Origin of the sequence: Bradyrhizobium liaoningense, from assembly GCF_018130955.1 — a bacterium.
In the GTDB taxonomy this organism is placed as follows: domain Bacteria; phylum Pseudomonadota; class Alphaproteobacteria; order Rhizobiales; family Xanthobacteraceae; genus Bradyrhizobium; species Bradyrhizobium liaoningense_C.
The window spans coordinates 79986-101171 of sequence record NZ_JAFCJM010000004.1 but is presented as its reverse complement, the minus strand read 5'-3'; the positions used below and the strand labels follow the sequence as shown (position 1 = coordinate 101171).

At 63.7% G+C, this 21186-nt stretch carries 20 protein-coding genes; 11 read left to right on the top strand and 9 right to left on the bottom strand.

The window, feature by feature from the left end; genetic code table 11:
- The first annotated feature begins 64 nt into the window (after positions 1 to 64).
- Positions 65 to 586 (top strand): GNAT family N-acetyltransferase, encoded by a 522-nt coding sequence (locus JQ632_RS04700; protein ID WP_212401117.1) that lies wholly within the window; start codon positions 65 to 67, stop codon positions 584 to 586.
- A gap of 31 nt (positions 587 to 617) precedes the next feature.
- Here the strand turns inward: JQ632_RS04700 and JQ632_RS04695 are convergent, their stop codons facing one another.
- The 4 genes from JQ632_RS04695 to JQ632_RS04680 all read right to left on the bottom strand — a co-directional run bounded on the left by JQ632_RS04695 (position 618) and on the right by JQ632_RS04680 (position 4846).
- Positions 618 to 1112 (bottom strand): hypothetical protein, encoded by a 495-nt coding sequence (locus JQ632_RS04695; RefSeq protein ID WP_212401116.1) that lies wholly within the window; start codon positions 1110 to 1112, stop codon positions 618 to 620.
- Positions 1113 to 1230: 118 nt separating this feature from the next.
- Positions 1231 to 1677 carry a MaoC family dehydratase gene (locus JQ632_RS04690; protein WP_212401115.1) on the bottom strand — a complete coding sequence of 149 codons (447 nt, stop codon included), beginning with the start codon at positions 1675 to 1677 and terminating at the stop codon, positions 1231 to 1233.
- Positions 1678 to 2149: 472 nt separating this feature from the next.
- Positions 2150 to 2956: a lytic transglycosylase domain-containing protein gene (locus tag JQ632_RS04685; RefSeq protein WP_212401114.1), complete on the bottom strand. Its 807-nt coding sequence runs from the start codon at positions 2954 to 2956 to the stop codon at positions 2150 to 2152.
- 36 nt (positions 2957 to 2992) lie between these two features.
- Positions 2993 to 4846 (bottom strand): NAD(P)/FAD-dependent oxidoreductase, encoded by a 1854-nt coding sequence (locus tag JQ632_RS04680; protein ID WP_212401113.1) that lies wholly within the window; start codon positions 4844 to 4846, stop codon positions 2993 to 2995.
- A gap of 163 nt (positions 4847 to 5009) precedes the next feature.
- On the opposite strand from JQ632_RS04680, the gene JQ632_RS04675 reads away from it, so the two are divergent.
- The 3 genes from JQ632_RS04675 (at position 5010) to JQ632_RS04665 (ending at position 9223) form a co-directional block, all read left to right on the top strand.
- Positions 5010 to 6635, top strand: a complete 1626-nt coding sequence (locus tag JQ632_RS04675; RefSeq protein WP_212401112.1) for a long-chain fatty acid--CoA ligase — start codon at positions 5010 to 5012, stop codon at positions 6633 to 6635.
- 125 nt (positions 6636 to 6760) lie between these two features.
- The gene (locus JQ632_RS04670; protein WP_212401111.1) at positions 6761 to 7891 is read left to right on the top strand and encodes a glycoside hydrolase family 172 protein; all 1131 of its coding nucleotides are present in this window, start codon (positions 6761 to 6763) and stop codon (positions 7889 to 7891) included.
- Between the two features lie 120 nt (positions 7892 to 8011).
- A complete protein-coding gene (locus JQ632_RS04665) occupies positions 8012 to 9223 on the top strand; it encodes an acyl-CoA dehydrogenase family protein (protein ID WP_212401110.1) in 1212 nt (403 codons plus the stop codon).
- A 6-nt stretch (positions 9224 to 9229) separates the two neighbouring features.
- On the opposite strand, the gene JQ632_RS04660 is transcribed toward JQ632_RS04665, so the two are convergent.
- From JQ632_RS04660 to JQ632_RS04650, 3 genes are read right to left on the bottom strand one after another with little or no spacing between them, the layout of a single operon-like run.
- Positions 9230 to 10096 carry an HlyD family secretion protein gene (locus tag JQ632_RS04660; RefSeq protein WP_212401109.1) on the bottom strand — a complete coding sequence of 289 codons (867 nt, stop codon included), beginning with the start codon at positions 10094 to 10096 and terminating at the stop codon, positions 9230 to 9232.
- Positions 10093 to 10299: a DUF1656 domain-containing protein gene (locus tag JQ632_RS04655; protein WP_212401108.1), complete on the bottom strand. Its 207-nt coding sequence runs from the start codon at positions 10297 to 10299 to the stop codon at positions 10093 to 10095. Before JQ632_RS04655 ends, JQ632_RS04660 begins: the two co-directional genes overlap by 4 nt.
- Positions 10296 to 12347 (bottom strand): FUSC family protein, encoded by a 2052-nt coding sequence (locus JQ632_RS04650; RefSeq protein ID WP_212401107.1) that lies wholly within the window; start codon positions 12345 to 12347, stop codon positions 10296 to 10298. Before JQ632_RS04650 ends, JQ632_RS04655 begins: the two co-directional genes overlap by 4 nt.
- A gap of 208 nt (positions 12348 to 12555) precedes the next feature.
- On the opposite strand from JQ632_RS04650, the gene JQ632_RS04645 reads away from it, so the two are divergent.
- Together JQ632_RS04645 and JQ632_RS04640 are read left to right on the top strand one after the other, a co-directional pair.
- Complete coding sequence (locus tag JQ632_RS04645) at positions 12556 to 13698, top strand: asparaginase (RefSeq protein WP_212401106.1); 1143 nt, start codon at positions 12556 to 12558, stop codon at positions 13696 to 13698.
- Positions 13699 to 14139: 441 nt separating this feature from the next.
- Positions 14140 to 14427: a hypothetical protein gene (locus tag JQ632_RS04640; RefSeq protein WP_212401105.1), complete on the top strand. Its 288-nt coding sequence runs from the start codon at positions 14140 to 14142 to the stop codon at positions 14425 to 14427.
- Between the two features lie 60 nt (positions 14428 to 14487).
- Here JQ632_RS04640 and JQ632_RS04635 read toward each other — a convergent pair whose 3' ends face one another.
- Together JQ632_RS04635 and JQ632_RS04630 are read right to left on the bottom strand one after the other, a co-directional pair.
- A complete protein-coding gene (locus JQ632_RS04635) occupies positions 14488 to 15399 on the bottom strand; it encodes an amino acid ABC transporter substrate-binding protein (RefSeq protein ID WP_212401104.1) in 912 nt (303 codons plus the stop codon).
- A 72-nt stretch (positions 15400 to 15471) separates the two neighbouring features.
- Positions 15472 to 16437 (bottom strand): LysR family transcriptional regulator, encoded by a 966-nt coding sequence (locus JQ632_RS04630; protein ID WP_212401103.1) that lies wholly within the window; start codon positions 16435 to 16437, stop codon positions 15472 to 15474.
- 107 nt (positions 16438 to 16544) lie between these two features.
- Between JQ632_RS04630 and JQ632_RS04625 the strand changes: the two genes are divergently transcribed.
- From JQ632_RS04625 to JQ632_RS04605, 5 genes are read left to right on the top strand one after another with little or no spacing between them, the layout of a single operon-like run.
- On the top strand, positions 16545 to 16868 hold the full coding sequence (locus JQ632_RS04625; protein WP_212401102.1) for a Dabb family protein: 324 nt from the start codon (positions 16545 to 16547) through the stop codon (positions 16866 to 16868).
- Positions 16865 to 17944, top strand: a complete 1080-nt coding sequence (locus JQ632_RS04620; protein WP_212401101.1) for a maleylacetate reductase — start codon at positions 16865 to 16867, stop codon at positions 17942 to 17944. The genes JQ632_RS04625 and JQ632_RS04620 overlap by 4 nt, the downstream gene beginning before the upstream one ends.
- A gap of 5 nt (positions 17945 to 17949) precedes the next feature.
- The gene (locus JQ632_RS04615) at positions 17950 to 19323 is read left to right on the top strand and encodes an amidohydrolase family protein (RefSeq protein WP_212401243.1); all 1374 of its coding nucleotides are present in this window, start codon (positions 17950 to 17952) and stop codon (positions 19321 to 19323) included.
- A gap of 20 nt (positions 19324 to 19343) precedes the next feature.
- A complete protein-coding gene (locus JQ632_RS04610) occupies positions 19344 to 20261 on the top strand; it encodes an NAD(P)-dependent oxidoreductase (protein ID WP_212401100.1) in 918 nt (305 codons plus the stop codon).
- A 16-nt stretch (positions 20262 to 20277) separates the two neighbouring features.
- Complete coding sequence (locus JQ632_RS04605; RefSeq protein ID WP_212401099.1) at positions 20278 to 21162, top strand: intradiol ring-cleavage dioxygenase; 885 nt, start codon at positions 20278 to 20280, stop codon at positions 21160 to 21162.
- Positions 21163 to 21186: the final 24 nt, after the last annotated feature.

The window sequence follows — 21186 nt, the reverse complement described above, 5'->3', positions numbered from 1 at the left end:
GCTTGATCGCACGATGCGGGCCAGCGCCCGCACGCTCGATCGGCGCAACCACCGGGACGGATCCATGTCGGACCCCGCAAATTACGCGAAGCAGGAACTCCTGCGCGATGGCAGCTCCGTCGAAATCCGCGCGCTTCGGCCCACGGACGAAGGCGACATGCTGGCCGCGCTCGCGCAGATCAGCGCGCAATCGCTTCAGCGCCGCTTCTTCGCAATGAAGCGGCACTTCTCCGACAAGGAGCGCGCCTTTTTCATGAACGTCGACTTCAGGAATCACGTCGCGCTGGTCGTGGTCGCCGGGGACGCAGGCCGCCAAACCATTGTCGGCGGCGGCCGGTATATCGTCGTCGAGTCCGGACAGGCCGAGATGGCCTTCGTCGTCATCGACGCCTGGCAGGGACGCGGCATCGGCTCGCTCCTGATGCGTCACCTGGTCGAAATCGCCCGCGATGCCGGACTGCACGAGCTCACCGCGGAGGTTCTGCCCGAGAATGCCCAGATGCTGAGCGTGTTCGGCAAGTTCGGTTTCAAGCCCGCCGCCCGCCGCGACCCGCAGACGGTGCATCTGGCGCTGACGCTCGATTGAGCCGGCGTCGCTCGCCACCCGCGCCCTACGACTACTTCCGGTTCTCCTCACAGAACTTCAGCGCCGCGAGCGCCTCGCCGGCGCGGGGAACCTGCAGCTCGATGCTGTCGTCGTCGTCATCCTCGAAATCCAGCGTGATGCGCTTGGCCTTGGACAGTGCGTCCATGATTGCCTGATCGTACTCGAAGACGCCGCGCACGGTGGTCCTGTCCATGACCTCCCATTTGGCCTTCGCCATGATGTCCTTGTCATCGGTACCGAAATCGGCCAGCAGGATCTCGCCCACCTTGTCCCACTCCCAGCCGTCGTAGATCAGCACGAGGACGATGGCCTCCTTGGAATAGGTGATGACAACAGCGTATTCGCGGTTCTCGTCGTCCTTGTCCTTGTAACCGCGGCTGGCGTTGCAGTGGGTGTCCTGCGTGCGCTTCTCGACGGTCCAGTCGCCTACCTTGCTCTGTTGTGCAAACGCCGGCACCGAAATGAATCCTGCGAGCAAGGCAGTGGCAAAGAACAGTCGTTTCATCTGGTGAGCCTCCCAGGCTCATTTCCAGCCGGGGCAAGCATATCAGACCGCACGGCCCTCAACCACCGCGCGCAGGACGGTTATCCCGGCGCATTGCGTGCTGCTCGGATTGAGAGACCTATGGCCCGCGCGGAACGATCGCGATCGGAGTGAAGGTGTAGACCTCCTCGCCGTTCTGATTGAACAGGGTCCATTTCACCAGCGCGATACCTTGCCGCTTGGTCTTGGACGGGGTCAGGCTCATCACCTCGCCTTCGAGATGGAGGACGTCGTCGGCGCGCACGGGGATGATCCAGCGAAGTCCGTCCACGCCCATCCCGATCAGGGGATGCGGACCAAAAGGGCGAATCTGGACGGCCAGGTTCATCGCGATAGCGGCGGTGTGCCATCCTGATGCAGCGAGTCCCTTGAACAGGGTCTTTTTGGCGGCCTCGTCATCCAGGTGCATCGGCTGCGGATCGAATTCGGCGGCAAAGCGCTTGATGTCGGCCTCGGTGACTTTGACCTCCGGGGATCTGAACCGCATCCCGACGGTGAGATCGTCGAACCACTCGACCGGCGCCATGAGCAACCTCAAGAATTTCAGCCGCAATCTGCCGCCAGGCCGACGGCACCGCCGTCAGGCTAACAGCCGTCCGGCGCGAACGCCTGCCCAAATCCTGTGCCCGTGGGTTCCGACGAAACCACTTCGCAAATCCACGAAACCGTCCTGAAACAGAGTCCCGGCTATGCTGGTCGCCAAAATCATACAGGGACGGCCACCATGGAATTCCTTCTCGACCTGATCTCGGGCTATGCCTGCGGCCAATGCCTCGTCGCCCAGCCACTGCGGGAGGTTGAGCTATGATCGAGGTGATCTCGGCCTTTCTCGCCCTGTGCAGCATCGGTGTTTTCGCGGCGCACGCGCTCGACGCCTACCGCACGACGCATTTCTGAGACCTGGAACCCCGTTCCTATCGAATCGGAACGAGGCTCCAGGCTTTTGTTTTGACGCGCTTTCTTGACGCGAACCGGTATCTACTTCGCTCGATAACGCTCTAGCGGGAGGCCTGCCCGCCGCCCTCGTCGATCTGCCGCCCCATCAGCGCGATCGCCTTCTGGTAGACGCCCGCGGCGTTCCAGGCTTCGATGGCGGCAAAATTCGGCTCGCCCGGCTGGTAGCCGGCGCCCGCCCGCCACCCATGGGCCTTCAGGAAGGCTGCTGTCGAATTGAGCGCGTTGGCGGCATTCTCGAGATTGCCAGTGCCATAGGCCAAGATGTTCTTCGGCATGAACTGGGTCTGGCCGACCTCGCCGTGCATGGAGCCGCGCGTGGCGCCCGTCAGCACGCCGCGGTCGATCAGCTTCAGCGCCGCATAGAGCTGGTCGGTGAAAAACTCCGGACGGCGGCAGTCGTAGGCCAGTGTCGCAATCGACGACAGCATGTTCTGATTGCCACGCTGGCTGCCAAAGCCCGTCTCCATGCCCCAGATCGCGATCAGCGGTCCGGGCGGCACGCCGTAGCGCTGCTGGATCGAGGAAAACAGCGCCGCCTGCGATTGCTTGAGCTGCCGGCCCTTGGCGACGATGGTGGTGGCGCCGCGCTTGGCCAGAAATTGATCGAGCGTCAGCGAAAAACTGCGCTGGCTGCGGTCGGCGTTAATGGTGGCACTGGCGTAGTTCGCCTGCATCAGAGCGGCGATCGCGGTCTGGCCGATGCCCTTGCCCTGCGCCTCCGCGCTCAACTCGCGCTTCCAGCCCTCGAATCCGGCCGGCGAACTGCCGCACTGCGCGGCCTCGGCGCGGGGCCCCAATAGCGCCATCGCCCCGAGCACGGCCGTCGCGATCATCCTGCCCTTGGTCATTCCGTACGTCCTTTCCATGCCACGGACGTCCAGGCCTCAAGCCCGGGCGCCGGCCGACTCCATGGCATGATCATATGTCAATTCAAGCCCCTCGAGGTTGTTCTCCTTTCGCCATCGGTCCAGGAGCCGCAGGAAGGCGACGGGGCCGCGCCAATACTGGCTGTTGCGGGCGGCAATCGGATCGAACACGCCTTCATTGTTGTAATAGCCGGGCGTGCATTCGGCGAGATAGGTCTGACGCCCTAGCGCAGCCTTCACGACCTCGTCGACCCAGGCATTCTCCGCTGCGAGCGTCGGCTCCAGCGTTTTGGCGCCCCGCTTGCGCGCTTCCTTGATCACATAGGCGATGTGCTGTGACTGCTCATCGATGATATGCGGGAAATTTGCACTCTGGCCTGCCTGCACCGTGACAATGAGGAAGCAGTTGGGGAAGCCGCGGCTGTAAAAACCGTGCAGCGTCTGCACGCCGCCGCGCCAGCGCTCGCTGAGGCTCATGCCGTCACGGCCATAGACCTCAAAGCCCATGCGGCGCGCATAGTCGGTACCGACCTCAAAACCGCTGGCATAGATCAGGCAATCGACCTCGTGGGCCTTGCCGTCCACGACGATGGCATCTTCAGTGATGCGCTCGACGCCCTGCCCCTTGGTATCGACGAGATGCACATTCGGACGGTTGAAGGTCTGCAGATACTCGTCGTGGAAGCACGGCCGCTTGCAGAATGCCTTGTACCAGGGTTTTAGCGCCTCCGCCGTTGCCGGGTCGTCGACGAGAGCATCCACACGGGCGCGGATCTCTTCCATCTTCCGGTAGTCGGCTTGCTCGATCACCTTCAGCGCCTGCTCGATCGAGGTCACCGGCTGCGGCTGACGGCGCGGCGCCAGCAGAATTTCGCCGAGCAGGCCGGTCCAGCCATCCTGCACCAGATCCTGCTCGAACGGTTCGCCCGAGATGACGGCGGTAAAATTATCCATGCGCTCGCGCTGCCAGCCGGGCTTCAGGCCTTTCGTCCAATCGTCATCCGTCGGACGATCGTCGCGCACACCGATCGCGGACGGCGTGCGTTGGAAGACGTAGAGGTCCTTCGCCGAGCGTCCGAGATGCGGCACGCATTGCACGGCAGTGGCACCGGTGCCGATGATGCCGACTCGCTTGTCGGCGAGACCAGTGAGATTCCCCTCCGCAGTGCCGCCGGTGTAGTCGTAATCCCAACGGCTGGTGTGGAAGCTGTGGCCCTTGAAAGTTTCGATGCCGGGAATACCGGGCAGTTTCGGCCGGCTCAGCGGACCACCGGCGAGAATGACGAAGCGTGCAAAAATCCTGTCGCCGCGATCGGTCTCGACCAACCAGCGTGCATCCTTCTCCTGCCATGTCATCCGCGAGATGACGGTCTGGAACAGCGTGCGATCGTAGAGATCGAAATGGCGGCCGATGCGGCGGGAGTGCTCGTAGATCTCTGGCGCACGCGCATATTTGCGCACCGGCATGTAGCCGGTCTCCTCCAGCAGCGGCAGATAGATGTAGCTCTCGGTATCGCAGGCCGCGCCCGGATAGCGATTCCAGTACCAGGTGCCGCCGAAATCGGCGGCCTTTTCCACCATGCGGAAATCGTCGATCCCGGCCGCGCGCAGCCGCGCGCCGCACAGGAGTCCGCCGAAACCGCCACCGACGATGACGACCTCTGTTTCTTCCGTGACCGGTGCGCGCGTGAATCCGGGGTCGGCCCAGGGATCGTCGAGATAGCGACCGAAGTCGCCGGTCACCTCGACATATTGCTCCTTGCCTTCGCTGCGCAAACGGCGATCGCGCTCGTCGCGATAGCGGGCACGCAATGCGGAGATGTCGACGCTGGCTATGCCTTCCGTGCCAGTCTTGTGTTTTTCCGCTGACATCGCTTTTTCTCCCGCGAACGCGATCTCAAATCGCTCACGCCAGTTAGCGCAAAACGGTTGCTGCGCGCAATTGTATCTGCGGTTTTCAGGTGATCCCCGCAAATTCCTCGGCTAACGTTCCGCCAACTGAGCCGCGCAACGACACGGCCTTCCGGAGGATACGATGCAGGGATTGATGATGGATATGCCGCTCCTGATCAGCGGCCTGATCCAGTATGCCGCCGACAATCACGGCGAAGCGGAGATCGTCGCGCGCGAGATCGAGGGCGACATCCATCGTTACACCTATGCCGACGCGCATCCGCGCATCAAGCGCATGGCGCTGGCATTGAAGCGGCTCGGCATGAAGCAAGGCGACCGCGTCGGCACGCTGGCCTGGAACACGCATCGCCATTTCGAAATGTTCTATGCCGCGCCCGGCATGGGCTACGTGCTGCACACGATCAACCCGCGGCTTTTCCCGGAGCAGCTCGTCTACATCATCAACCACGCCGAAGATCGGCTGCTGTTCATCGATCGCGCGACGCTGCCGATCGTCGAGGCGATCGCGCCGCAGTTGAAGACGATCGAGGCCTATGTCGTGATGTCCTCGCGCGAGCGGATGCCCGAGACGAAGCTTTCCAATGTTCATTGCTACGAGGAGCTGCTGGCAAGGGAGTCTGAGGCCGGATTTACCTGGCCGGTATTCGACGAAAAGTCCGCATCCACGATCTGCTACACATCCGGCACCACAGGCAATCCGAAGGGTGTGATTTATTCCCATCGCGCCGCGCTGTTGCAGACCATGGTGTGCTCCGGCTTCGACTTCCTCCCCGGCCATATGGAGGGCGTGCGAGAGGTGATGATGCCGATGGCGCCGTTGTTCCATGGCAATGGCTGGAACATGCCGTTCACCGCACCCTACACCGGCTCCAAACTGGTGCTGCCCGGCCGCAACTACGAACCGGACAAGCTCTATGAGCTGCTCGAAGGCGAGAAGGTGACGCTGTCGGCGGGCGTGCCGAGCTTTTGGCTGATCCTGCTCGACTGGCTCGGTCGCACCGGCAACAGGTTCTCGACGCTGCGTGCGACGCTGTCGTCCGGCTCGGCGCCGCCGCGCGCGATGGTCGAGAAGCTGAAACGTGACTACGGCGTCGACTACATCCAGGCCTGGGGCATGACGGAAGCATTGGGCTGCTCGATGCCTAGCTTGCGACCGGGTTCGGAGCAGCTCAGCGACACCGAAAAGTTCGACCGGCGCATGGTGTCGGGGCGCGCCTGCTTCGGCACGGCCCTGCGCATCGTCGACGACGGCGACAACGAACTGCCGCGCGACGGCAAGACCGTCGGCCACCTCCGCGCCAAAGGGCCGTGGGTTGCCTCCGGCTACATGAAGCTCAACGAAGGCGTCGATCGCGATGGCTGGCTGATCACCGGCGACATGGCCGTGATCGACCCGCAGGGGCACGTGACGCTCACCGATCGCTCCAAGGACGTGATCAAGTCCGGCGGCGAATGGATCTCCTCGATCCAGCTCGAGGACGTCGCGCTGTCGCACCCGGATGTGCTGCAGGCCGCCGTGGTCGCCATCGCGCACGAAAAATGGCAGGAACGTCCCCTGCTCCTGGTCGTGCGCAAGAAGGGCGCGACGGTGGACGCGAAGACGCTGCTCGACCACATGCGCCCGAAGGTCGCGAGCTGGTGGATGCCTGATGCCGTCGAGTTTCTGGACGAGTTTCCGATGACCGGCACCGGCAAGGTGCTGAAGTCGGCGCTGCGCGAGAAGTTCAAGGGGTATCGCGCCGGGTAGTCCCTTTCGGCTGGAAAGGCCGCAGCTTGCCGGCGGCCACCCTGTCCGTGCGCGATCGTCTTCATCTTTTGGTAGATTCGGCCGCGATATATGTGTCGGTCGTTAACTCCAGGGATTGAGACAAAATGGTGTTTTCCGGATTGGGCCTGCATCTCGGCAATCTGTCGCGCCTGTCGAACGCGCAGTCGCGCTCGATCAGCCCGGAGAACTTTACGGGCGAGAAGGGCAAGGGTGGCATGGCCGTGGACGGCCCGGCGGCGCGGCAGGCGCGCGATCTCGGCCAGGGCTGGAAGATCTCGCCTTATGTCGTGATCGAGCCCGGCGCCACCTTCGCGCTCGCCGACATCGAGGGTCAGGGCGCGATCCAGCAGATCTGGATGACCCTGGCGCGCGGCCGGCTCCGCCATTCGATCCTGCGCATCTACTGGGACGACCAGGACCAGCCGAGCGTCGAATGCCCGGCCGGCGATTTCTTCGCCAGCGGCTGGGAAGACTATGCGCAGGTCTCCTCGCTCGCAGTGTGTGTCAATCCCGGGCGCGGCTTCAACTGCTATTGGGAAATGCCGTTCCGCAAACGCGCACGCTTCACGCTGGAGAACCGCAGCGAGGAAGCGCTGACGATCTACTATCAGATCAACTACACTTTGACCGACGTGCCCGAGGACTGCGCTTACTTCCATGCGCAGTTCCGTCGCACCAACCCCCTGCTCTACAAGGACGTCTACACCATCCTCGATGGCATCGCCGGCAAGGGCCACTATGTCGGCACCTACATGGCCTGGGGCACCAACAGCAACGGCTGGTGGGGCGAAGGCGAGATCAAGTTCTTCATGGACGGCGACGGTGAATTTCCGACCATCTGCGGCACCGGCACCGAGGACTATTTTTGCGGCGCCTATAACTTCGATCCCTCTGTGCCGTGGATGCTCGCGCATCCCGGCCAGGGCGGCGGACCAGCGTCGCGCTATCAGGAATTCACCACGCCCTATGCCGGCCTGCCGCAGGTGATCCGGCCCGACGGCGTCTACCGCTCACAGCAGCGCTTTGGCATGTACCGCTGGCATATCACCGATCCCGTGCGGTTCGAGAAAGAGCTCCGCGTGACGATCCAGGCACTGGGCTGGCGCCATGGCGTCAAGGAGCCAAAGTATTTGCCGCTCCAGGACGACATTGCCTCCGTCGCGTTCTGGTACCAGACGCTGCCGACGGCCCCGTTCCCCAAGCTGCCGGATGCGGATCATCTCGAAGTGGACTGAGCACACGGCGCGCGCTCCGTCTTGTGTCGAGTTGCTGGCGTGCGCAACGTTTAGGACACAACAGTCTTCGCGTTCTCCTCTACACTGGCGGGCGCCTGGTCTACCCAGCAGGAGGCCCCGATGCTCTATCCCATGTCGCCGAAAGTCGTCGAGCTCAAGCACAAGCTCGAGAACTTCATGGACCGGCACATCTATCCGAACGAGGAGCGCTTCTACCGGGAAGCCGAAGAGCTCGGGCCCTGGAAGGTCTATCCGATCGTCGAGGAGCTGAAACGGCTCGCACGCGCCGAGGGGCTCTGGAACCTGTTCCTGCCCGAGAGCAAGCATGGCGCGGGGCTGACCAATCTCGACTATGCGCCGCTCTGCGAAGTCATGGGCCGCTCGCATCTGGCGCCCGAAGTCTTCAACTGCTCGGCGCCCGACACCGGCAATATGGAAGTGCTGGAGCGTTATGGCTCAGAGAAGGACAAGGAGCGTTGGCTCAAGCCGCTGCTCGCCGGTGAAATCCGCTCCTGCTTTGCAATGACCGAGCCTGCCGTTGCTTCATCAGATGCGACCAATATCGAAAGCTCGATCGTCCGCGATGGCGAACACTACGTCATCAACGGCCGCAAATGGTACACGACCAACGCGACCGACCCGCGCTGCAAGATCTGCATCTTCATGGGCAAGAGCGATCCGCAAAACTCTGATCGCCACAAGCAGCAATCCATGATCCTCGTTCCCATGGACACGCCGGGCATCGAGGTGAAGCGTCCCCTGCCCGTGTTCGGCTTCTACGGCGTGCCGGATCGTGCCTCCGAGGTGATCTTCACCAATGTGCGCGTGCCGAAGGAAAACATCCTTCTCGGCGAAGGCCGCGGCTTTGAGATCGCGCAAGGGCGGCTGGGTCCCGGCCGCATCCACCACTGCATGCGCCTCATTGGCCTTGCCGAACGCACCCTGGAAAAAATGTGCCGGCGGGTGCGGAGCCGCGTCGCCTTCGGCAAGCCGGTGTCGGAGCAGACGGTGACGCAGGAGCGCATTGCGGAGGCCCGCATCATGATCGAGCAGGCGCGGCTGCTGACACTGAACGCCGCCTACGCGATGGACACCGTCGGCAACAAGGTCGCGAAGGCGGAGATCGCCATGATCAAGGTCGCCGTGCCCAACATGGCCTGCCAGATCATAGACTGGGCGATCCAGGCCCATGGCGGCGGCGGCACCTCGAACGACTTTGGTCTGACCCAGGCCTACGCCACCGCCCGCCTGCTCAGGCTTGCCGACGGACCGGACGAGGTCCACCGCAACCAGATCGCGCGCATGGAACTGAAGAAATACTCCAACGCCTGAGCGCGTTCAGTTGATCACCTCGACCGTCGCCGAGCGACCGGCCACCAACGCCGTGTTGTTGGGGATCGGATCGAGCGCGATGCGTACCGGAACGCGCTGGGCCAGCCGCACCCAGCTGAAAGTCGGATTGACGTTGGCAAGCAGGCTTGCGCCCGCCGCGCGGTCGCGGTCCTCGATGCCGGCGGCGATGCTCTCGACGCGGCCGGTGAGCAGAGTCGGCTCGCCCATCAAGCGGATCTGCACCTTGTCGCCCATCCGGATGCGCGCGAGCTTGGTCTCCTCGAAATAACCCTCCACGTGCAGCGTGTCGGTGTCGACCAGCGCCATTACGCCCTTGCCCGCGGTGACATAGGCGCCGGGGCGCAGGTCCATGTTGGTAATCGTGCCGTTCACGGACGCACGAACCTCGCTGCGATCGAGGTTGAGCTGGGCGACCGCGCGGTCGGCAACGGCCTGGTCAAAGGCTGCCTTGGCCTGGAGCTGGGTGGCCAGGACCTGCTCCTGTTTCTGCTGCGACACTGCGTCCGTTGTCAGCGCGCTGTAGCGCTTCAGATCGGCATTGGCTTGATCGAGCGTCGCCTGATGGCCGGCGACTGCTGCGTCGGCCTGCTGCAGCGCCAGCGCAAACCGCGCGCGATCGATCTTGAACAGCACGTCGCCACGGCGAACCTGCTGGTTGTCCTTGACCAACACGTCGGTGACGAAGCCAGACACGTCGGGTGCGACCTGGACCACGTCGGCACGGACGCGCCCGTCGCGCGTCCACGGCGCCTCCATGTAGTAGACCCACAACGCACGCCCGACGGCGAGCGCCGCGACGACAGCAATGGCGGTCAACGCGAGGCGGCCAAGCCAGGCAAGATTCCCTTTCATGGCAAGAACTCCGAGAGATAGACGATACCGCCGAGAAGGCAGACAAACAGCGCGAAATCGAACAGCGCGCGGTGCCAGACCAGCCGGTAGAGATCAAAACGGCGCATGAGGCGGCGAAGCACGGCACTGAGCACAAAGGCGACGATCAGCCAGAGCAGCAGCGCCGGAACCAGCACACCATAGATGTCGATCTGATATCTCATGCAGCAACACTCTCGCCTGAGCGCGACCGATAGGCCGGCGCATCCGGATACAACCCGCGTCGGATACCGACGAGGCCGATCAGGGCGTCCTCGCGCGCGTTGTCGTTGGGATCTTTCACGACCTCGGCCAGCGCCAGATCGATGTGCGTCAGCAGTCCGGACGGCATTCCGCCACCGGCATATCTGCGGCAGGCGACTGCGAGCTGGTCGAGCATGTCGTCGATGACATGAACGGTCGATATCGCGAGTCCGTAACGGGCCCGGCGCAGGTCGATGATGTTCAGACCGATGCGGAGCTGGACAAGGCTGTCGACATCGCGGCGATCAGCCTCCGAGAGGAGGGCGATCCGCTGCACCAGCAGCCCGAGCCGGTGCAGCATCAGACCCGCGAACTCCGCGCGATCGTGCTTTCCGCGCCGCTCGGCTGCGACCGCGAGCGTCTTCCAGCTCGACAGCACCAGGCGATTGGCGACCCACTCCGCGCCAACGCCGCGCGCGATCCTGATCACGAGTTCGGCGATGATGACGCCGACGAAGAAGGCGACGGCGGAATTGGCGTAAGACGCGAAATCGGCGCTGTAGGTCGACTGCAACGCTAGCAACGTCGCGGTGTTGGCCGCGAGTGCCATGCCGGTTCCCGTCGTCGCTGGCCGCGCGATCAGCAAGCCATAGAGCAGAAAGGTCGGCGCCAGCCCGAGGATCAAGACCTCGATATGGGAAATCGCGGGCACTAGCGCAAACAGATAGATCGCAACGACCACGATAGCCACAAGCGACCACAGGCCGAAGCTGCGGATGAAGCGCGCGGGTTCGTCCTGTGCTGCGAAGAAGGAGCAAGCGACCGCCGCCATCATCGGCGCCGAGGCACCGTCCGGCCAGCCAGTCCCGATCCAGAACGCGCAGCAGATCAGGATGGCAGTGGTCGCGCCAGCAGCCGACCACAACGCAAGGCCGCGATCGCGGTGGCGCACGGCTGCGGCGCCCGCCTCGGAATGGAAGGCCAGATCGACGGTGGAGATGCCGCGGTTCTCGGCAATCGCCGCGCCCAGCGCGCGGCAATCGCGCGAGAGGTCGACGAGCTCGCGCAGCCGCAACAACAGGCTCGTGGTGATGACCCGCTCCCAGGAGGCGCTATCATCGAGATCCGCCTGCCGTTCCGCGATCGTGGCGCGGATACGCTCCGCCGGCTGCCGTTGGCTGCCGTCACTGACGATCCATTGCGCGAGGTCTTCGAGAAGCCGCGCCAGCTCCGGCTGGCGCTGCAACGCGTCCTCGCCCAGCGCCGCCAACCGGTCCTCGAGCGAGGCAATCACCGGCAACAGCATCAGCATGCGCAGCCGGATTTCAGCGAGGCCCCTCACCGCATTGCTGTCGGTCAGCCGGTCATAGGCAAGATGGGCGGAGAGTGTGTCGATCTCGACGATGTCGGTTGCAAGCTTAAGACGCCGGGCGCGGCGCGTCTCGTTGGTGCCTTCACGCAGCAAGGCGATCTGGCTGAGACGGCGCGCATCCGACAGCCAGCTGCGGACCCGGTTGGCGACCGCAGGCGCGACGCTGCGCGGAAACACGATGGTGGAGACCAGGCTGGCGCAGATGATGCCGAGCGAAATCTCCTCCACCCGCGCAACCGCAATGTCGAAGATGTTGCCGGGCTCGGAGACCGAGGGAAAGCCGATCAGCGCGACCGTGTAGCCGGCCAGCATGAAGACGTAGCTACGCGGCGTGCCGTCGAGCAGCGAGACATAGAGGCATAGTCCGACCCAGAGCGCGATCGCCAGGCACAGCAGTTCCGGCGCATTGATCAGATTGGGCACCAGGGCCACCGTGACGGTGGCACCGACCAGCGTTCCGATCACCCGGAAGAAGGCTTTCGAACTGGTCGCACCCGCGAGCGGCTGCGAGGTGATGTAGACGGTCGCCATCGCCCAATAGGGCCGCGGCAGGTCCATCGCCAGGGCGATGACGAGCGCCAGCATCGACGCGAAAAACGTCTTCAAGGCAAAGATGAGGTCCGCATGGCGGACCAGAAACGGCTCATCGGTGCGCATGCCTGTTTCGCCAATTTGGTCGCCCTATGTCGACCAATCACGCAAATGGGAACCTGTCCAATCAATTGCCGTTTGACTGCGGCGAGCCGCGGCGCGGCCGCGCGTCCTGATCACGACATGCAATGGCAGGTTGACAAAATTACGCCATCAAAAATACCGACCGTTCCGGACCAGGCAATGATGCCCTAGGGAGCGGGAGGTCAATTTGATGACGAAGGAAATGGTCAGGCCGGCAAGCCTTCGGCGGCGCGCGCTCTCGATCCCCTCCATTCCGGTGATCGTCTTGGCGATTTCATCAATGGTGATCAGCACCACGGCATATGCCGAAGAAACAGCCAAGGGCATGACCACGGCTGCCAGTCTGCCACGCATTCTCGTGCTGGCCACCGGCGGCACGATCGCAGGTCAGGCAGATTCCCGCGCGACCGGCGCATACAAGTCCGGTCAGATCACGGGAGAGCAATTGGTCCAGTCGGTCCCGGGTCTGGACAAGCTCGCGAAGCTGAACGCCGAGCAGGTTTCGTCGATCGGATCCCAGGACATGAACGACAAGGTCTGGTTTGCGCTGGCTCAGCGTATTCAGCAGGCTTTTGACAAAAATGAAGCCGATGGCGTCGTCGTGACCCACGGCACGGACACGCTGGAAGAGACCGCGTTCTTCCTCGACAACGTGGTCAAAGGCGACAAGCCGGTGGTGATCGTGGGCTCGATGCGTCCGGCCACGGCGGTCAGCGCAGACGGCCCCGGCAATCTGTATGAAGCCGTCCAGGTCGCAGCCGATCCGCGGTCGCGCGGGCGCGGGGTCATGGCCGTGCTGAACGACAAGATCGAGGCCGCGCGCTCGATAACCAAGACCAACACTACGAGCATCGAAACGTTCGTGTCTCCCAACGGCGGGCCCATCGGCTATGTCGATACCGCCGGCGGCATTCGCTTCCTGGCACAGTCATCCAGCCTGAAGCGGGCGAACTATCCATTGCCGGCGAGCGAGCCCCTGCCGCGGGTCGAGATCATCTACTCCCACGCCAACATGGACTCCGTTCCGATCGAGGACGCCATCTCGCACGGTGCCAAGGGCATCGTGCTCGCCGGCGTCGGTGACGGCAATACCTCGAAGCAGGCACTCGAGGCGCTCGAGGCGGCCGCCAAGAAGGGCGTCGTCGTCGTTCGCTCAAGCCGGGTCCGGTCCGGCTTCGTCACGCGTAACGTCGAGGTCGACGACGACAAGAACGGCTTCGTCGTATCAGAGGATCTCAACCCGCAGAAGGCGCGGGTTCTGACGCAGCTTCTGATCGCGAGCGGCGTGTCGGCCCCCGCCGAGCTACAGCGAGCTTTTACGGCAACCTGGTAGCCAAAGCACAGAAGTATTCCAATGCGTGGGCGGCCGCTCGGCCGCCCGCGGCGCCATACGCTCTTCTCAGTCAGGCCGGAAGGTGGGCACGCAGCCTTGCTGTGGCGCTATGGTGTCGTGCCCCACCACACGATGTCGCCGCCCACGCTACGGTCATCGCGTCATCACCCACAATCTCGCCAGATTGACGGAACATTCGTTCGCCGCCGGCACATTGGTGCCCGGTCTCGCCTCCAACTGCTCAACGCTCGAACCGCCCAACATCCGAAACGCCGACCACTTGCCGGCGCGAAATGCTTGGAGCATCGATCAGGGAGATACGGCGAAGCCGGACGCCTGCCGGCGCTTCGAAACTACTCAGATTGTCACATGGAAGTTAGAGATATGCGTCAAGCAACATCAAAGGCCGCGGCAGGTTCGAATGCGAATCGGCGACGGATATTGTCGGGCATCACAGGCGTCGCTTTGTTCGCGGGTGTCACGGCGGCCCACGCGCAGAGCACCGGTATCGCCGCATGCGACGAGTTCCTGACCAAATACGACAGCTGCGTCGCGTCCAAAGTCCCCGCGGAGCAGCGCGCAACGTACAAGTCGCAGATCGACCAGACGCGCAAGGCATGGATCGACCTCTCCAAGAATCCGTCGACGAAGGCGACCATGGAGGCGACTTGCAAGCAAACCATGGATACGACGAAGGCCTCGCTCACCGCCTATGGCTGCTCGTTCTGATCGGAGCGTACACCGTCGACAAGGGAGTGGCGTCGTGCAGGCGCCACTCTACCGGTCGCGCTACTTCGTGGTGTCGTAGACGTCCGGATCGAAGCTCGAGCTCGGCTTCTTGAACGCGTTGCGCAGCGCCGCCGACATCGGGACGTTGTAGTTCAGGCCGTTCGGCGGCGTCGGCGATTGCAGCCACTTCTTGTACAGCACCTCGATCTCGGGGCTCGCGTAAAGCTCTGCGGTGGCGCGATCGGCGAGCGCCTTGAACGGCGCATCTTCCCGCCGCAGCATGATCCCGTAGGGCTCGGGCTTGGAGAAGGTCTCTTCGCTGATCATGTAGAGCGACGGATCCTTGGAGCGCGCGATGGCAACCGCGAGCTGGACGTCGTCGAGTGCATAGGCCTGTGCGCGGTCGGTCTCGAGCAGCAGGAAGGCCTCGGCCTGGTCCTTGGCTGGCATGACGCTGATGCCGAGATTGCGCTCGGTGTTGACCTTGGCCAATTGCGTCAGGTTGACCGACCCCGCCACTGCCGTGACGGCCTTGCCCTTGAGATCGTCGATCGAGCTGATCTTTGCAGCCTTCTTCGCGGCAAATCGCGTCGCGCTCAGGAAGTGCGTGTTGGTGAATGACACCTGCTTCTGGCGATCGGCATTGTTGGTGGTCGCCGAGCAGTGCAGGTCGAGCGTGCCGTTCACCATCAAGGGGATGCGGTTCGACGACGTCACGGGCAAAAACTCCACCGCGATGTCGGGCATGTTGAGCTGCTTCTTCGCGGCATCGACGATCTTGAGACAGATATCGAGCGCGAAGCCGACCGGCTTCTGGTCGCCGTCAAGATAGCTGAACGGGACGGAGGCCTCCTGATAGCCGAGCGTGATCCGCTTCGTTTCCTTGATCTTCTGGAGCGTGCCGGACAGCTCCTCGGCAGCAGTGGGGCTCGCGAGAACGACGACGGACAAGATGGCGGCGGCAAATCGCATCAACGGCTCCTGTGCGGTGATCGACTGCGGCTGATAGCGCAGGAGACGATGTCGCGAAAGCAGAGGATGCTTCTACCAGCTATCACGTTTTGATATGTCGGCGCTGCGCTCGCGCTCCTCCTTGGCCTCGATCCAGATGCCCGCGTCCGAATGCTCGCGGATGTACTTGACCAAAAAGTCTGAGAACACCCTGATCTTGGCCGGCAGCCGCACGCGGTTCTGATAGGCGATGTTCATCGTGAGCAGCGGCAGCTCCCAGTCCATCAGGACAGGCACGAGCTTGCCCGCCACGATGTCGGCCTGCACGATATAAAGCGGCTGGATCAGGATGCCGAGGCCGGCGAGCGCAGCGCCGCGGATCACCTGGCCGTCATTGCTGTCGAGCGTTGGCGCGATGCGGATGGTCTGCGCGGTGCTGCCCCGCCGCAGCCGCAACGAATAAGGATCGTTGGCGAGGTTGTAGATCAGCATGTCGTGGCGCGCGAGATCGGCCGGATGCTCCGGCCGGCCGTGGCTCGCGAGATAGGACGGCGCGGCCGCCAGCACGCGGCGCATCTGGCCGATGCGGCGGACGATGATGTTGGAGTCCGGCTCCTGCTCGCGGGTGCGGATCGCAACGTCGATGCCCGCCTCGATGAAATCGGGATAGCGGTTGGCGCTGATGATCTGGACGCTGAGATTCGGATAGAGCGCGCGGAACGCCGGCAGCATCGGCGCGAGATAGATCATCGCGAACGACAGTGAGCTCGTGACGCGCAGCATTCCCTTGGGCGACAGCGCGCGGTCGCTGACGGCATCCTCGGCTTCGGCGAGCTCGTTGAGCAGCGTGCTGCAGCGTTGCAGCAGCTCCTGCCCTGCTTCCGTCAGCCACTGCCGGCGCGTGTTGCGTTCGATCAGACGGACCGCGAGCCGATCCTCCAGCGCGCTGAGATGACGGCTCGCCGCGGCGTTCGACATCCGCAAGGTCTCGGCGGCCTTGGAAAGGCTGCCGAGCTCGGCCGTTTTGGAGAAGACTTCGAGCTGGAGCAGCCGGTCCATTTTTGCATATATCGGAAAAGAGACTTACGATTTTTGGCCTTTATTTCCATTTTCTGCAAGGCAAAATAGTGCCAACAACCAAGACGGCAGGCGAGGAAATCAGGGAAATGTCAGGCCCGATCAGGCACATCGTGATGTGGCGGCTGCGTGGGGAGACGCCTGCGGAGCGCACCGCCGCCCGATCCAAGGTCAAAACCCTGTTCGAGGGGCTGAAGGGCCGGATCGACGGCCTCACCCATATCGAGGTCGGCGTCGATGTCAGCGATGTCGATTATGCCTGCGACGTGGTCCTGTTCTCCGAGTTCCGGGATGATGCCGCGCTGAAAGCGTACGCCACTCACCCGGAACATCTTCGCGTGCGGGAGGAATTGGGCGACTTGCGGATCGGTCGCTTCCAGGTCGATTATCCCATCAAAGAGACCGGCGCATGATCGGTTCGTTCACCTTTGAAAACCTGCCCTGCCGCGTCGTGTTCGGCAGCGGGACGCTGGCTGCGGCCAAGGCGGAGGTCGAGCGGCTCGGCGGCAAGCGTGCGCTGGTGCTGACGACGCCGCAGCAGGAAGCGCAAGGCAAGAGCCTCGGTGCGGCGCTCGGGCCGCTTTATGCCGGCATCTTTCCCGGCGCCACCATGCATACGCCGGTCGAGGTGACCGCGAAGGCGCTGGCGGCGATGCAAGCCTGCGAGGCCGACTGCGTGGTCTCGCTCGGCGGCGGCTCGACGACGGGACTCGGCAAGGCGCTGGCGCTGCGCACCGGCGTCAACCAGCTCTGCATTCCCACCACCTATGCCGGCTCGGAGATGACGCCGATCGTCGGCCAGACCGAGAATGGCCTGAAGACCACGGTGCGCGACGCGGCGATATTGCCGGAAACCGTGATCTACGATGTCGATCTGACGCTCACCCTGCCCGTCGGGCTCGCCGCGACCTCCGGCATCAATGCGATTGCCCATGCGGTCGAAGCGCTCTACGCGCGCGACACCAATCCAGTGACGTCGCTGATGGCGGAAGAAGGCATCCGCGCGCTGGCACGCGCCCTGCCCGCTATCGCCACGAACAGCGACGACCGCGAGGCCCGCACCGAGGCGCTCTATGGCGCCTGGCTGTGCGGCGTCTGCCTCGGCACCGTCGGCATGGCGCTGCATCACAAGCTCTGCCACACGCTCGGCGGCACCTTTGACCTGCCGCATGCGGAGACGCACACCATCGTCCTGCCGCACGCGCTGGCCTACAACGCGCCCTCGGTGCCCGATGCTATGGCAAGGATCTCGCGCGCGATCGGCGGCGGCGATGCCGCGCAAGGTCTCTACGATCTGGCGCGGCGGCTCAATGCAAAGCTGGCGCTGCGCGACATCGGCATGCCCGAAAACGGTATCGACAAGGCCGCCGACCTCGCGGTGACCAATGCCTACTGGAATCCGCGCCCGCTGGAGCGCAACCCCATCCGCGACCTGATCGCGCGCGCCTGGGCGGGCGAGCCGCCGGCTGCCACAAGAGCTGCGGCGTGAACGGCATGCGGCGCACGCTGATCAGATCCGCAACCGTTTTGAGCATGGACGACCGCATCGGCGATCTCCGTAACGGCGACGTGCTGATCGAAGACGGCAAGATCGCGGAGGTCCGTCCCGACATCGATCTCGGCAGCGGCGTAGCGGAGACCGAGATCGTCGACGGCCGTGACCGCATCGTCATCCCCGGCCTGATCAACGCGCACATGCACACCTGGCAGACGGGCTTGCGCGGCTTTGCCGCGAACTGGACGCTGCTCGAATATTTCCGCCGCATGCATGCGGGGCTGGCGACCGCGTTTCGGCCCGAGGACATCCATATCGCCACCCTCGTCGGCGCGCTGAACCAGATCAATTGCGGGACCACGACCCTGGTCGACTGGTGCCACAACAACCCGACGCCTGCCCACACCGACGCTGCGGTGTACGGCCTGATCGAGAGCGGCATCCGCGCAGCCTTCTTCCACGGCTCGCCCAAGCCGGAGCCGAAACCGGGCGAGCCGCACTTCTCGGAAGTGCCGCATCCGCGCCGCGAGGTGGAGCGGCTGCTCAAGAGCCACCTCGCCGATCGCAACGGCCTCGTCACGCTCGGCCTAGCGATCCTCGGCCCGCATTATTCGACGCTCGATGTCGCCATGCACGATTTTCGCCTGGCACGGGAATTTGGCCTCATCGCCTCGATGCACCAGGGCGGCGGTCCGGCCAAGACGCCGGGCGGCTGGGAGCAACTGATCGAGGTCGGCCTGGTCGGGCCCAACATCAATATTGTCCACGGCAACGACCTCTCCGACGACCTCCTGCAACGCCTCGTCGATCTCGGCGTCTCGTTCTCGGTGACGCCGGAGAATGAAATGATCCAGGGCCACGGCTTTCCCATCACGGGACGCCTGTTGAAGCGCGGCATGCGGCCGACGATCGGGGTCGATCTCGAATCCATTCTGCCCGGCGACGTCTTCTCCGCAGCCCGCGTCGCGCTATCGATGCAGCGCGCGCTCGACAATGCGGAATCACGCAAGAGCAGCGGCACGATTCCCGAGACGACCACGATTCCCGTGCGCGAGGCGCTGCGCTGGGTCACCACCGAAGGCGCGCGCATGCTGGGGCGCGAAGATCAGATCGGGTCGCTGACACCCGGCAAACTCGCAGACCTCGTCGTCATCAGTGCCGACGACCTCAACCTGTTTCCGGTGCACGACCCGGCCGCGACCGTGGTGATGCAGACGAGCCTTGCCAATATCGAGGCCGTCATGATCGGCGGCGTCTGGAAGAAGCGGAATGGCCGGCTGCTCGTCGACGGGCTCGATCGGAAAAAAGAACTGCTCGCGCAATCCAGCCGGCGACTGGTGCAGGACATCGAAAAGCAGGGGAGCGCCGCCTGAGCGGCTAACGGACGACGACAATGACAGACGCGTCAAGGAACATCGGATGGATCGGGATCGGCAAGATGGGCCTGCCGATGTCGGCTCTCGTCGCGAAGGCCGGCTATGCCGTGACGGCGTTCGACCAGAGCGCCGCTCGCATCGCCGCCGCCCGAGAACAGGGCATCTCGATTGCAGGATCAGCCGCTGAAGCTGTCAGGGGCCGCGCTGCGGTCATCACCTCGTTGCCTGACGATGCCGTGCTGCACGCGGTCATGCTCGGCGCTGGCGGCATCATCGGTGCGATGGCGCCAAACTCGGTTCTTATCGAGACCAGCACGGTGAGCGCGGAGGCCTCGTCCGAGGTCGATGCCGCTGCCAGGGCGCGCGACATCGCCTATCTCCGCGCGCCGGTGTCGGGCAATGCCAGCATCGTTCACACGGGCGCGCTGACCTGTTTTGTTTCGGGTCCGAAGGATGAATTTGAGGGCCTCAGGCCGCTGTTTGCCGCCTTCACCCGCGCGCAAACCTATCTCGGACCTGCTGAGGAAGCGCGCTATGCAAAGCTTGCGGTCAATCTGATGATCGCGGTGTCGGCGGCGATGATGGCCGAAAGCTTGGCGCTGGCGCGCAAGGGCGGCATCGGCTGGCAAGACATTTTGAAGGTGCTCGACGACAGCGCGGTCGCCTCGCCCATGGTCAAGTACAAGACCGCGTCGCTTCGGACGCGCAATTTCGAATCGACCTTCTCGTGCAAGCAGATGGCGAAGGACCTCGACCTCATCCTCGGTGCCGGCCACGCCGTCGGCGTGCCGCTCCACCTCGCAGCCCAGGTGCGCGAGACCTATGGCGCCATCGTCGCTCACGGTGACGGCGAGACCGATTTCATCGCCACCGTCCGACATCTCGAAAAACCGTCCGGACTTGGCGAACCCGACCTTGGCGAACCAAAGCTCTGATCAACGGAGGCATCCCTTGCGCAATTTTAACGAAAACACCATCACGGATGCGGTGCTGGAACGGATTGCCGGCGCAACCGATCCTCGGATCAAGCAGGTGAGCGAAGCACTGGTCCGGCACCTCCACGCCTTCGTCCGCGAGGTGCGGCCGACCCAGAAGGAATGGGAGTTCGGCATCGACTTCCTGACCCGTATCGGCCACATGTGCGACGACAAGCGTCAGGAGTTCATCCTCCTGTCGGATACCCTCGGCGTCTCCATGCTGGTGGACGCCATCAACCATCCCGTGCCGGAAGGTGCGACCGAGACCACGGTGCTCGGGCCCTTCTTCGTGCAGGCCGCGCCCGAGAAGAACAGCGGCGACGACATCTCCGGCAAGATGGAAGGCGACCCGATGCTGGTCACCGGCTCGGTTTCGACCGTCGACGGACGGCCGCTCGCGAACGCCGTGGTCGATGTCTGGCATTCCGACGATGACGGCTATTACGACGTGCAACAGCTCGAAAGAATCGGCGACCTCGCAATGCGTGCACGGTTCCACACCGACGCCAACGGCCGCTTCCATTTCTGGTCGATCAAGCCCGCCGCCTACCCGATCCCGCACGACGGCACGGTGGGTGACATGCTGGACGCACAGGGCCGCCATCCCTGGCGTCCCGCTCATGTGCATTTCATGATCTCGGCGCCCGGCTTCGAGCAGCTCGTGACGCATGTGTTCGTCGCCGGCGACAAATATCTCGACTCTGACGTGGTGTTCGGCGTCAAGGACAGCCTGATCCGCGAATTCGTGCGCTGCCCGCGCGGCCGTGCGCCAGATGGTCGCACGATGGACGCGGACTACTTCCATTTGAACTATGATTTCGGATTGAAGCAGCTTGCGAGCGACGCAAAGGCCGCCTAGGCCGGACCAAGCACAACGGACCAA

Excerpts from the sequence above, each read along its gene's own strand:
- JQ632_RS04630 (WP_212401103.1), bottom strand. The coding sequence starts at position 16,437 with ATGGACCGGCTGCTCCAGCTCGAAGTCTTCTCCAAAACGGCCGAGCTC.
- JQ632_RS04665 (WP_212401110.1), top strand. The coding sequence starts at position 8,012 with ATGCTCTATCCCATGTCGCCGAAAGTCGTCGAGCTCAAGCACAAGCTC.
- JQ632_RS04645 (WP_212401106.1), top strand. The coding sequence starts at position 12,556 with ATGACGAAGGAAATGGTCAGGCCGGCAAGCCTTCGGCGGCGCGCGCTC.
- JQ632_RS04650 (WP_212401107.1), bottom strand. The coding sequence starts at position 12,347 with ATGCGCACCGATGAGCCGTTTCTGGTCCGCCATGCGGACCTCATCTTT.
- JQ632_RS04660 (WP_212401109.1), bottom strand. The coding sequence starts at position 10,096 with ATGAAAGGGAATCTTGCCTGGCTTGGCCGCCTCGCGTTGACCGCCATT.
- JQ632_RS04690 (WP_212401115.1), bottom strand. The coding sequence starts at position 1,677 with ATGGCGCCGGTCGAGTGGTTCGACGATCTCACCGTCGGGATGCGGTTC.
- JQ632_RS04620 (WP_212401101.1), top strand. The coding sequence starts at position 16,865 with ATGATCGGTTCGTTCACCTTTGAAAACCTGCCCTGCCGCGTCGTGTTC.
- JQ632_RS04625 (WP_212401102.1), top strand. The coding sequence starts at position 16,545 with ATGTCAGGCCCGATCAGGCACATCGTGATGTGGCGGCTGCGTGGGGAG.
- JQ632_RS04695 (WP_212401116.1), bottom strand. The coding sequence starts at position 1,112 with ATGAAACGACTGTTCTTTGCCACTGCCTTGCTCGCAGGATTCATTTCG.
- JQ632_RS04610 (WP_212401100.1), top strand. The coding sequence starts at position 19,344 with ATGACAGACGCGTCAAGGAACATCGGATGGATCGGGATCGGCAAGATG.
- JQ632_RS04685 (WP_212401114.1), bottom strand. The coding sequence starts at position 2,956 with ATGACCAAGGGCAGGATGATCGCGACGGCCGTGCTCGGGGCGATGGCG.
- JQ632_RS04615 (WP_212401243.1), top strand. The coding sequence starts at position 17,950 with ATGCGGCGCACGCTGATCAGATCCGCAACCGTTTTGAGCATGGACGAC.
- JQ632_RS04680 (WP_212401113.1), bottom strand. The coding sequence starts at position 4,846 with ATGTCAGCGGAAAAACACAAGACTGGCACGGAAGGCATAGCCAGCGTC.
- JQ632_RS04635 (WP_212401104.1), bottom strand. The coding sequence starts at position 15,399 with ATGCGATTTGCCGCCGCCATCTTGTCCGTCGTCGTTCTCGCGAGCCCC.
- JQ632_RS04670 (WP_212401111.1), top strand. The coding sequence starts at position 6,761 with ATGGTGTTTTCCGGATTGGGCCTGCATCTCGGCAATCTGTCGCGCCTG.
- JQ632_RS04675 (WP_212401112.1), top strand. The coding sequence starts at position 5,010 with ATGCAGGGATTGATGATGGATATGCCGCTCCTGATCAGCGGCCTGATC.
- JQ632_RS04655 (WP_212401108.1), bottom strand. The coding sequence starts at position 10,299 with ATGAGATATCAGATCGACATCTATGGTGTGCTGGTTCCGGCGCTGCTG.
- JQ632_RS04700 (WP_212401117.1), top strand. The coding sequence starts at position 65 with ATGTCGGACCCCGCAAATTACGCGAAGCAGGAACTCCTGCGCGATGGC.